This window comes from Psychromonas sp. KJ10-5 (assembly GCF_055808325.1).
Window position 1 is genome coordinate 1,298,812 of the sequence record NZ_CM147864.1, and the last position, 11,215, is coordinate 1,310,026.

9 protein-coding genes are annotated in these 11,215 nt (G+C 37.9%); 3 read left to right on the forward strand and 6 right to left on the reverse strand.

The features are described from left to right. Positions 1-5: 5 nt before the first annotated feature. From AC0L3W_RS05870 to AC0L3W_RS05880, 3 genes are all read left to right on the forward strand, one after another. Positions 6-1,631, forward strand: coding sequence for a protein adenylyltransferase SelO (locus tag AC0L3W_RS05870; protein WP_409439427.1), 1,626 nt, complete (start codon positions 6-8; stop codon positions 1,629-1,631). A gap of 103 nt (positions 1,632-1,734) precedes the next feature. Continuing rightward, positions 1,735-3,423 carry a DUF342 domain-containing protein gene (locus AC0L3W_RS05875; RefSeq protein ID WP_409439426.1) on the forward strand — a complete coding sequence of 563 codons (1,689 nt, stop codon included), beginning with the start codon at positions 1,735-1,737 and terminating at the stop codon, positions 3,421-3,423. Between the two features lie 184 nt (positions 3,424-3,607). Further along, a complete protein-coding gene (locus AC0L3W_RS05880) occupies positions 3,608-4,330 on the forward strand; it encodes a YebC/PmpR family DNA-binding transcriptional regulator (protein ID WP_290038022.1) in 723 nt (240 codons plus the stop codon). 152 nt (positions 4,331-4,482) lie between these two features. On the opposite strand, the gene AC0L3W_RS05885 is transcribed toward AC0L3W_RS05880, so the two are convergent. The 6 genes from AC0L3W_RS05885 to AC0L3W_RS05910 form a co-directional block, all read right to left on the reverse strand. Continuing rightward, on the reverse strand, positions 4,483-5,220 hold the full coding sequence (locus tag AC0L3W_RS05885) for a hypothetical protein (RefSeq protein ID WP_409439425.1): 738 nt from the start codon (positions 5,218-5,220) through the stop codon (positions 4,483-4,485). A 2-nt stretch (positions 5,221-5,222) separates the two neighbouring features. Further along, positions 5,223-8,396, reverse strand: coding sequence for a bifunctional proline dehydrogenase/L-glutamate gamma-semialdehyde dehydrogenase PutA (gene putA, locus AC0L3W_RS05890; protein ID WP_409439424.1), 3,174 nt, complete (start codon positions 8,394-8,396; stop codon positions 5,223-5,225). Positions 8,397-8,576: 180 nt separating this feature from the next. Further along, complete coding sequence (locus tag AC0L3W_RS05895) at positions 8,577-9,356, reverse strand: AraC family transcriptional regulator (protein ID WP_409439423.1); 780 nt, start codon at positions 9,354-9,356, stop codon at positions 8,577-8,579. A 200-nt stretch (positions 9,357-9,556) separates the two neighbouring features. Further along, on the reverse strand, positions 9,557-9,784 hold the full coding sequence (locus AC0L3W_RS05900) for a glutaredoxin family protein (protein WP_290038015.1): 228 nt from the start codon (positions 9,782-9,784) through the stop codon (positions 9,557-9,559). 17 nt (positions 9,785-9,801) lie between these two features. Then, on the reverse strand, positions 9,802-10,281 hold the full coding sequence (locus AC0L3W_RS05905; RefSeq protein ID WP_409439422.1) for an FKBP-type peptidyl-prolyl cis-trans isomerase: 480 nt from the start codon (positions 10,279-10,281) through the stop codon (positions 9,802-9,804). A gap of 49 nt (positions 10,282-10,330) precedes the next feature. Next, on the reverse strand, positions 10,331-11,215 hold the full coding sequence (locus AC0L3W_RS05910; RefSeq protein ID WP_290038012.1) for a DUF7281 domain-containing protein: 885 nt from the start codon (positions 11,213-11,215) through the stop codon (positions 10,331-10,333).

Consider the following 11,215-nt stretch of genomic DNA (forward strand, 5'->3'; position numbering starts at 1 on the left):
TATCCATGAATCATTTATTACCCATCCCGCTTACAACATTCGTTTCGGAATTACCAGCGGATCCAGATGGCAGTAATAGCTGCCGAAGTATAGAAAAAGCAGCTTATTCTTGGGTAACTCCTTGTACCACCAAAGCCACACAGATTATTTGTTGTAACCAAGTTCTAGCAACATCATTAGGATTTGATCAACAAGCAACTAAATCACAAAACTTTGCCGACTTAGTCTCTGGGAATCTTCGCGATCCAAACATAAAATCTTACGCTATGAATTATGGTGGTCATCAATTTGGCCAATGGGCTGGACAGTTAGGAGATGGTCGAGCAATCAACCTTGGTCAATATCAATTACTCGATAGCCAGCAACATGTCACCTTACAATTAAAAGGTGCAGGTAAAACGCCCTATTCCCGTCGCGGTGATGGCAAGGCCGTATTGCGTTCTTCTATACGTGAATACTTATGTTCAGAAGCTATGTATCACTTAGGTATACCAACCACACGAGCACTGACCTTAACACTTACCGGTGAAGAAGTGATTAGAGACAAGCTTTATGATGGTCATGCAGCGTATGAGCCTTGTGCCATTGTTGCTAGGGTTTCCCCTTCTTTCCTACGCTTTGGTTCACTACAACTACCGGCTTCTCGTGGTGATATAGAAACGTTACAGCAAACACTAGACTATTGTATTCGACATGACTATGCAGCATTAGTCCCAAAGTCAGGAATCATTGACAAAGATGTTTATTTAGCTTGGTTCGAACAGCTTTGTGAACGTACGGCACATTTGATTGTTGAGTGGATGCGAGTAGGATTTGTACATGGTGTATTGAATACTGACAATATGTCATTGATTGGTGAAACCATTGATTACGGGCCTTATGGCTGGATTGATAACTTCGATTTAGATTGGACACCGAATACATCAGATGCAAGTGAAGGACGCTATCGATTTGGACAGCAGGCCTATATTGCACAGTGGAACTTATTTCAATTAGCCAATGCCATTTATCCACTTATTAATGAGGCTGAACCGTTACAAAATATTTTTAATCATTATAACCACTTATACAACGTAAAATGGTTGAAGATGATGCGTGAAAAGTTAGGTATTGTTAAAAATACAAATATTAATGACAGCACATTAATAAAATCTGACCAAGAGCTTTGTAAAGACCTAGAAACACTGCTTTCAGCCATTAATACTGATATGACACTTTTTTATCGTACACTTGCAGATTACCCAATGCGTGCTTGCCCACAAAACTCACAACAATTACAAGCGCATTTCAGTAACTGCTTTTATAATCAAGAAGAGGTAACGGAAAGTTATCTGCAACAACTATCAGAGTGGTTAATACGTTACCAGAAAAGATTGTTATTGACGGAGCTGGATGATCAACAACGTAAAATACATATGGATGCTGTCAATCCTTGTTATATTTTATGCAATTTCCAGGTGCAGGAAGCAATAGAGTCAGCAGAACAAGGTGATTATTCAAAAGTATTAGTACTTGCTGAACTAATAAAATCTCCTTATAGGCAGCAAGCAGAATATCAACAATTTGAAATGAAACGTCCTGACTGGGCGAGAAATAAATTTGGTTGTTCTGCATTGTCATGTAGCTCTTAATAACATGATATTATTAACAAAACCTTGCTTTTTACAAGTGCTTCTGAGATAACTAAACAAGGTTTATTTGATATTAATTTAATTACTTATTTAATGGGGTTATATGGCTCAGGGCAAGCTAAGTATTGAACATGTTGTGCTATCTAACGATAGTGAATCCCTGTTATTAAAAATTAGTCATTTATATGCAGAGATTAGTGCAGAAGATATCATTGCCCTGTTAAAAACCCCCTCTTTACCTTCTTTCAAACTCAACCTTGATGGTATCAATAAAGCAGTTGATGCTTTTGCAATACTGCTAGAGAGTGGTGTCGACTCACAACCGGTAGTTGAGCCGGTCATGGTTGCTGAAAAACAAGACGCACAATTAAATATTCTTATTTCTGATGACAAAATGGATGCGTTTGCAACAATCACATCTGCTTATGGCGGCCAAAATATTTCACTAGATATGGTCAAAGCTAAGTGTACAGAATTAGGTTTAAAATATGGACTAGCGACTAAAAATGTCTTAGGTCTATTAAATGCCAGCAAAAATGCCAAACCAGGAGAAACTCTAAAGATAGCCATAGCTCATGGTGTTCCTCCGATTAATGGTAAGGATGCCGCTTTCATAAAGGCAGTCGATACAGAATCTCATCGTAAACCAGCGCCTAAACTTTTGCCTAATGGAAAAGTTGATATGCATGATTTAGGTCAATCAATTACTGTTAAAGCTGGCACAGTGCTTATGAAAAAAATTCCTATGCAAACCGGTACGCCAGGTAAGACAGTGACTGCAGAGGTTATCCCACAAATAGAAGGTAAAGATGCACAATTTGTTGTCCATAAAAACGCGTGTATCGACCCTAACAATCCATTACAACTAATCGCAACCAGTTACGGAATTCCAATTGATCAAGATGATTTTATTAAAGTAGACGATGTGATGTTGTTAGAACACGTAAATAATAAAACCGGCAATATTATTTATGATGGTACTGTTGTCATCAGTGGTGATATCCATGACCATATGAAAGTCAATGCTAGTGGTGATATTACCGTAATGGGGGTTATCGAATCAGCGCATGTAACGTGTGGTGGTGACCTAACAGTAGAAATGCCAATAATTGGTCATTTAAATAAGGATGACGGTACTTATAGTTGCGATATTATTTGTGGTGGTAATCTCACCGGTACTATTGCTCAATATGCAAACCTTACTATTGCCAAAAACATTACCCTTAGTAGTCAATTAATACACTGTTTAACTGAGTGCCAAGGAACCATTGATGTACATAATGAAACATTCTCTCAAGGTGCGATTATCGGTGGTATTACTTCAAGTAACCATGGTATTACCTCTGTTAGTGTAGGTACTTCTGGCAATACAAGAACAGAAATTCATTTGACCGGTAATGTCAAACAATTAGAAAAAGACAAAACAAAACGTATCAAAGAGATACAAACACTCGATAAGATGATTAATCAGTTTAAACAAGCAGAAACTAAAGCGGATGCAATTGCTGATGTTAAGTTACGCAAACAAAAAAAATCACACTTAGCCCAAGAAAAACAGCTATACCGAAATCAAAGCGACCTGGCTCAAACAAAATTAAAAGCCATCAAGGCGAAATTAATTAAAGGATATGAAAATCTTTATTTAATTGCGACTAAAACATTATTCAGTGAAACCATTGTTCACTCTGCCGGTCAAGAATGGTGTAGCAATACAGAACTAGGTCCTAGTAAAGTCTCAATGAACAACCATGCCTTAGGTGTTACAGTGTTTAATGGCTTTGAAAATAATTAAGTTTCTGACAGCTAAACTGTTTTATGAATAGAAAATTTTGGTCAAAACCCAAGCTTCATACAACATTTTAATGACTTATCTCAGTAAAATCCCTTACGCCCTCTAGCGCCAAGACTCATTACAGGCTAAAATCCTGACCATTATTTTTTCCGGACAATCCATTTCAAAAAAAGAGAGCATTCAGATGGGAAGAGCATATCAGAACAAAAAATTAGACATGGCAAAAACAGCCGGCGCTAAAACTAAAATTTACTCAAAATACGGTAAAGAAATATATGTTTGTGCAAAAAATGGTGGTTTTGACCCAGATGGTAACTTATCACTTCGCCGTTTAATCGATAGTGCAAAAAAAGATCAAGTACCTGCACATGTTATTGAACGTGCTATTGAAAAAGCAAAAGGTGGTGGCGGTGAAGATTATGAACGCGCTAGCTATGAAGGTTTTGGCCCAGGTGGTTGTTCTGTTATCGTTGACTGTTTAACAGATAATGGTAACCGTACTTGGACTGAAGTACGTAACTGTTTCAACAAAACTGGTGCTAAAATTGGCTCTCCAGGTACTGTTGCTCACATGTTTGAACATCAAGCCGTATTTGTTTTCGCTGGTGAAGATGATGAAGCAGTATTAGAAGAGTTAATGATGGCAGACGTTGACGTTGTTGATGTAGTGAGTGAAGACGGTAAAATCTCAGTATTTTGTCCTCATACAGAATTTAACAACGCTAAAATTGCATTACATGCAAGTTACCCAGATGTTGAATTAGAAGTGGAAGAGATCACTTACGTACCGCAAACAGATACTGAAGTTACTGAAGAGCATGTTGAGAAGTTTGAAAAATTCTTAGAGATGCTTGAAGATTGTGATGATGTACAAAACATCTACCACAACGCTATTTTACCTGAATAATCTAGTACCAATTAACTAAGCTATTTTCGTTGTTAAAATAACTTAGTTAATAATATGAGTATGGATTAGTAAAACATCAGTTTAAATATAAAAACCCGTGCTAGTTGTCTAGCACGGGTTTTTATTTAATGACTAAGTGATAACACTATAGACTATTCATCACCGCAACCTAATGCTAATAAGGTTGCATTGCCTCCTACGGCAGTGACGTTGGTGGATAAGGTCTTTTCAGTAATAAAACGTAATACTAGGTTTTGATCACGAGATGTTTCTAGTTGTAATAGATCCGTCTCTGTAATAAAAGTTGCAATCTGCCCTGTTCTTGCAGCAATGACACGATTTAACTCAATTACTTTTTGCTCATCTCCCACGTAACCAACACCAGCAACAACATCGTCATCTAATAGATTCTCTAATGCTTGATTATCCTTTACAAAACATACAGGCATTGCAACAGCAGATAGATCACAGGCTTGCTGCAATACATCAAATAACGCTTTATGCTCTACTGTATCAGAGACAATCACACTGTTCCCAGCCACTAATGCACAACTCAATAAGGCAGAAAAAGCGATAACCGATGAGTTTTCTTCAGCCATAATAAGAAAAACACCACGTCCAGAAGTACTTAAAATGTTACTTTCTCCCGTTGGCCCTGGCATATTCAATGGCTCAGCAATCAGTTTAGCTGCTTGTTGGCAGTGATATTCGATCACTTGTGACACGAGTAAATCAATGCCCTGTTGTAGTTTTAATAACGCGCTCCATTGGTCTAGTACCGCCAGTCTCTCCTCTGCACCAATGGCATTCCATGGTAACCATGCATCGGCAGCTTGATTGATAACACGTAAATCACTTACATTTGGTGCTACTTCGATTGTTTCTCTCATGATTAAACCCCTTCACTCATTTCAACATCAACGGTCACAACTTGCTTGCTGAAACGTTGTAAATAACGTGGTCCACCTGCTTTTGGACCTGTTCCTGATAACCCTTGTCCGCCAAATGGCTGCACACCAACTACGGCTCCGACCTGATCGCGATTAATATAGCAGTTGCCTACTCGACTCGCTTTTGCAATATGCGTGTAAGTAGACTCATTACGGCTATGGATACCCATGGTTAAACCGTAACCTGAACCGTTTATTTGATTAATCACTTCCTCTAACTGCGATGCCTTGTAACGAATAACATGCAAAATAGGACCAAATTGCTCTTCACTTAATTGATCTAAACTGTCTATTTCAACTGCGGTAGGTGCTATAAAATCCCCCTTTTGGCATGCTTCACTTAATGATACTTGTGCCAATAGTTTATGTTGTTCAATCATTTTATTAATATGACCAGTCAGTTTATCTTTGGCTGTTTTATCAATTACTGGCCCAACATCTGTACTATGTAAGTAAGGCAAACCAACAGATAATTCATCCATTGCCCCTTGAATTAACTCAATTACACGCGGCGCTATATCCTGTTGGATGAATAATACGCGTAGTGCCGAACAACGTTGTCCCGCAGATGCAAATGCTGAGCGTATTACATCTCTTACAACTTGCTCGGGTAATGCAGTACTGTCCACGATCATTGCATTTTGACCGCCAGTTTCCGCGATAAAAGTCGCAGGTAACACATCACGTTTAGCTAGGCTTCGATTAATCACTTGTGCCGTGTTAGTTGAACCTGTGAAGACCACACCTGCGATACGATCGTCAGAGGTTAAGGCATTACCAATTTCTGCGCCACTGCCAGTTAATAAGTGGATGCTTTGATCATGGAAGCCTGCTTCTAGCATCAATTCCACTGCACGTGCTGCGATTAAAGAGGTTTGTTCAGCAGGTTTAGCAATGACTGTATTGCCCATGACTAGTGCGGCTGTAATCTGCCCTAGAAAGATTGCTAATGGGAAGTTCCAGGGACTAATACATACAAACACACCTTTACCTTGATGCGTTACTTGCTGAATAATGTTATCAAAGCTTACATTAGCTTCGTTATCGACTAACATATCCGTTGCTTGTTGCGCGTAGTAGCGGCAGAAATCCACTGCTTCACGAACTTCATCAATACAATCATGAATCGTTTTACCCGCTTCATGGTGACAAAGTGCAACTAATTCAGGCATATGCTTTTCAAGTAGATCAGCTAGATTATAGAGACACTGAGCTCTTTCAGTTACCGCTGTAGTATCCCATTCTAAAAAGTGTTGCTGTGCATTTAATAATGCATTTTCAATGAGTTGAGGTGTTGAAAATAATACGCTTCCAACTTCAATAGAGCGATCATAGGGTGCTGTAACAGTTTGTAAGGTGATATCACTTTCTGGCTCATCTAATTGCTGAGCATTAGTGTAATGTACCCCATTCACTATCGGGCCCGCTTTCCAATAGTAACCTTTAAAGCTCTCGATAGCTTCGTGTAATGGTGCGACTTCACTTTCAATATCAATATTGATGCTGAACGAGTTTTGACGATCCTTAAAGATAGCCGGTGGTAATTCAATTAAGCTATTATGCAAAGTTTTACGTTTAGATAAAGTAACGACAGGATGCTCAGTTAATTCTGAAATAGCACATTTAGCGTCAACTAAACGATGCACAAAAGAACTATTAGCACCGTTTTCTAATAAACGTCTCACTAAGTAAGGCAGTAAATCTTTATGATTTCCTACTGGTGCGTAAATTCGAACATGGCTATTAAACATTTTCATCACGTGGTGATACAAAGCATCACCCATACCGTGTAAACGTTGGAACTCGTATTCTTGATGTTCTGCAATATGCGTAATAGTCGTTACTGTATGTGCATTATGACTCGCAAATTGCGGGAAGATTAATCCTTTTATTGCAGGGCTTAATAGGAATTTAGCACAGGCTAAATATGAAACATCTGTCGCTTCTTTACGAGTATAAACGGGATAAGCGGCAAAGCCATTTTGTTGAGATATTTTAATTTCACTATCCCAGTACGCACCTTTTACTAGGCGTAATGGAATAATATCGCCTTGCTGTTTTGCTAACCCAGCTAACCATGCAAGTACAGGTAAAGCGCGTTTGCTGTATGCTTGTACCACTATGCCTAATTTACCCCAACCTTTGGTTTCTGGTGCAGCGAGTAACTTCTCAAATAATAATAAAGATAGTTCTAAGCGATCAGCTTCTTCTGCATCAATGGTTAACCCTACATTTACTTCGCGTGCTTTTTTAATCAGTTGGATTACTGTGTCGTACATTTCAGTGAGAACACGTTGAGTATTTGCCACTTCATAGCGAGGATGTAAAGCCGATAATTTAATTGAAACCGTTGCTGCATTATCTTGGTTTTTCTGATTTAGTGCTTTACTACCCACTGACTCAATTGCGGTCATGTACGCATCAAAGTATTTTTTGGCATCGGTTGCAGTTAATGCCGATTCACCAAGCATATCAAATGAGTAACTACAGCCTTTGTTGGTAAAGGTTTTGCCGTTTGATTGCGCTTCATTAATGTTACGACCTAAAACAAACTGATGTCCCATGATCTTCATCGCTTGTTGCATCACTTCTCGTATAACGGGCTCCGTTAATTTATTCACTAAACCATTGACGAGATGTGCAGAGTTCTTTTTACTAGCTTTCTTTAAGTTAACAATTTTACCCGTTAATAATAATCCCCACGTTGAGGCATTAACGAACAGTGAACTAGAGTTTTTTAAATGTGCTTTCCAATCTGCTACACTTAATTTATCTTTGATCAGAGCATCTGCTGTTTGCTTATCAGGGATACGCATTAACGCTTCAGCTAAGCACATTAGTAAAATGCCCTCTTTTGTATCTAAACTGTATTCAGCTAACAGCGCATCTATCATATGCACTGCATTTTTATCTTTGCGTACACGCTCAATCAAGTCAGTTGCATCATGATCGATATTAGCCATTTGTTCAGTACTTGGTGTCGCTAAAGGTAATAGCTGACTTAGCCATTCACTTTCATCTACCATATACAATGGCGAAATGTACGACCACAACACAGATAATTCTGTATCCATAAAATCTTTACGTAGCACGTCTGCAGCATTCAATAACGACATAGATATCCCTCTAAAAACATAACCTTAATCGGTCTATGTTTGCAATGTGATTAAAACTCGATAGTATTTCGAAATCGTATAAAACGCTTTATCAAAAACTACGATTAATATGTCAAAAAGTACGACTGAAATTACGATGTGATCTAGATCACAATAATATATGCGTTGATGAGCGCCAAATTAATGGCGATATTTAGAAGGAGACGTGCCCTGTGTTTTAGTAAAACTGTGTGTAAAACTACTTTGATTGGCAAAACCACTGGCACTAGCAATAGCTGAAAGACTCATTGAATGATCAGCTAACAACTTCTTAGCAAGGTTTAAACGCATTTGTAAAATATATTGATGTGGTGTCATTCCAACTTGCTGTTTAAACAATAAGTGAAATTGACTTTCGCCCAGAAAAACACAGCCAGCCAATTGCGCAACCGTTATCTTGTTAGCAATATGTTGAAGAATATAATTATCAATAATAGTCATATTTATTCTGTTTTTTAAGCTGAGTTTATTTGGGAAATCTAAATGCATATGACGATGAAGCATCGCTATAACAGTATTCTTACAGGCTTCAGCTAAAAGGATATCGTCAGGTGACTCCTTCATCTCCAATACAAGTAACTGTAAAATTGATTGAAATTGTCTATCTAAACGAAAATATTGATTGCTGCTGAATAGGGGCTCGATTCTTTTTACAATTTGAGTATCAACACTTAACTCATAGGGTAAGTTTAAGGTTAATATTTCCGACTCTCCAACACCATTAAAGGCATGCTCCGAACTAGTCGTTACAATACAGCCCTGGCCAGGCACAATAAAGTTGGGTGTTCCTTCAATACAAAATTCGGAGTAACCTTTTAATGCAATCACCAATTGATGATGATCATGATCATGGTTTTCTACTTCGTTGGGTAAGGTGATCACTTGCGCAGGCGGTAAGCCAACTGAATCAAATACTTTCATTAGCACTCCATAACAAGAAAATATGATGATTTCACTTTATGCATTTATTCAGATTCTGGCAAGAAAAATGTATCACATAAGTGTCATTTTTTACGGGTATGATAAAGGGTTAGTTGATATGGAGGCTTTATTAAACACTAAGTGACACTACTTAGTAACTGCAGTGCCACTGAATCGCTCAATTAGTCACAGGATTTACTTTAATTATTATACAAATTATTAAAGCCTTTCACGCTGAAGCCATTTAAAAATTGATCGCCAATTTTTAAAATAGGAACACCTCTAAAGCCTGTTTTAGCAAACTCTTTTTGCCCTGTCGGACTTTTTACGTCCACAGAACGAAAAGTAATTTTTTGTTGTTCAAGGTATTGTTTCGCTGTTTTACAGTGCGGACAATTAGCCATGGTATATAACGTAATACGTTTCATTTGATTAACCTTTACGATTAATGACCACAACCACCTTTAGCATGGGCATGACCATGAGAAATTTCATCTGCTGTTGCTTCACGAACACTTGCAACTTGAATATTAAATGTTAGTGTTTTACCTGCAAATGGGTGGTTTAAATCACAATCGGCGTTAAAGCGACCTACTTTGATTAACGTTACTTCTTGTTTACCTTGATTAGACTCAACCGTTGCAACCATGCCTGCAGACCATTTTTTAGCGCCCTGTAAGTGTTTTAAGGGAATGCGTTGAATAGCAGACTCTCGACGTTCACCGTATGACTGTTCCGGTGTTAATGTCACCTCGAATTCATCACCTACTGACTTACCCACGAAAGCGGCTTCCATGGTTTCAAATAAACCACCGTGACCGTGGAGATAAAGCAATGGATGATTACCCTGACTATTTTCTAATAACGTTTCACCTTCACTAACGCGATAATGAAATTCAACTACACTGTTTTTTGCTATTTGCATGTTTATCCCTGCTTTTTGTATTTACTTGTTAATTGGTCTTTATTGTATGTTAATTAATTTTAGATACCGACAAAGTTAACGCTTTTGCCAGCATGTGCTCTTGTTTGATTGTTCTTCTTTGTTCAGACATTAACCTGAATAGCTGTTGTATTTTTGATGAATCAACTAGGTGTTCCGCAATATAGTTTCTTGAGCTGGCCTGCTTAAAGTAATCAGTATCGGCACCATCAGTCTGAAATGCTTTAATACTATCAACGGTGGGAGTGATAACGTAATCAGCACCACTCGTTAACGCAATTTCTAAACCTTTAGGGTCAAAGTCAGCAAAACAGACTAATTGATGAGATTCTTTAAAACCTCTGAAAAACTGATAGGCCATCGCTGTAGTTTGTTGTGCTCTAATATCGCCTCGATATACCCATAGCGCATTTTTTAAAAATGCACATTTCGCACTGAATTTTAGTAATGATAAATTAGCCATTACACTTAAATTTTCTACTAATACAATACAATCGTGCTCTACGCTCTCTACAGTGTTTGCATTGACATAAAACCCTAGGGATTGAAATGCGTTAATCTCGATAGTTTGTTGATTAAGTTTCAAAATGGTTAAGCTATTAACTAAAACAAAATCATGGCTAACAGCCACAGTGCGAGATTTTTCTTCATTAAAAGTGTTAGCTCGAGCAATACGAGAGGTATCCTCAGGAAAATCATCATGCAATAGATCTACTTTTAATTGCGACTTCACTAAAGCGATAATGGCAGATCTTTCTTTTTCAGTATAAACCCAATCTCCATACTCAATCTTACCTAAACGATGGACATCGACAATCCATTCACAGGATTTATTCTTTTTGACCCGGTTAAGACCTTGTCTTAGTTGTTCAGCAAAGAACTTATATTGGATTTTATTAAAAAGATACCCGGACAT

Coding starts and splice junctions, on each gene's coding strand:
- AC0L3W_RS05875 (WP_409439426.1), top strand. CDS start 1,735: ATGGCTCAGGGCAAGCTAAGTATTGAACATGTTGTGCTATCTAACGAT.
- AC0L3W_RS05900 (WP_290038015.1), bottom strand. CDS start 9,784: ATGAAACGTATTACGTTATATACCATGGCTAATTGTCCGCACTGTAAA.
- AC0L3W_RS05910 (WP_290038012.1), bottom strand. CDS start 11,215: ATGTCCGGGTATCTTTTTAATAAAATCCAATATAAGTTCTTTGCTGAA.
- AC0L3W_RS05870 (WP_409439427.1), top strand. CDS start 6: ATGAATCATTTATTACCCATCCCGCTTACAACATTCGTTTCGGAATTA.
- AC0L3W_RS05895 (WP_409439423.1), bottom strand. CDS start 9,356: ATGAAAGTATTTGATTCAGTTGGCTTACCGCCTGCGCAAGTGATCACC.
- AC0L3W_RS05905 (WP_409439422.1), bottom strand. CDS start 10,281: ATGCAAATAGCAAAAAACAGTGTAGTTGAATTTCATTATCGCGTTAGT.
- putA (WP_409439424.1), bottom strand. CDS start 8,396: ATGTCGTTATTGAATGCTGCAGACGTGCTACGTAAAGATTTTATGGAT.
- AC0L3W_RS05880 (WP_290038022.1), top strand. CDS start 3,608: ATGGGAAGAGCATATCAGAACAAAAAATTAGACATGGCAAAAACAGCC.
- AC0L3W_RS05885 (WP_409439425.1), bottom strand. CDS start 5,220: ATGAGAGAAACAATCGAAGTAGCACCAAATGTAAGTGATTTACGTGTT.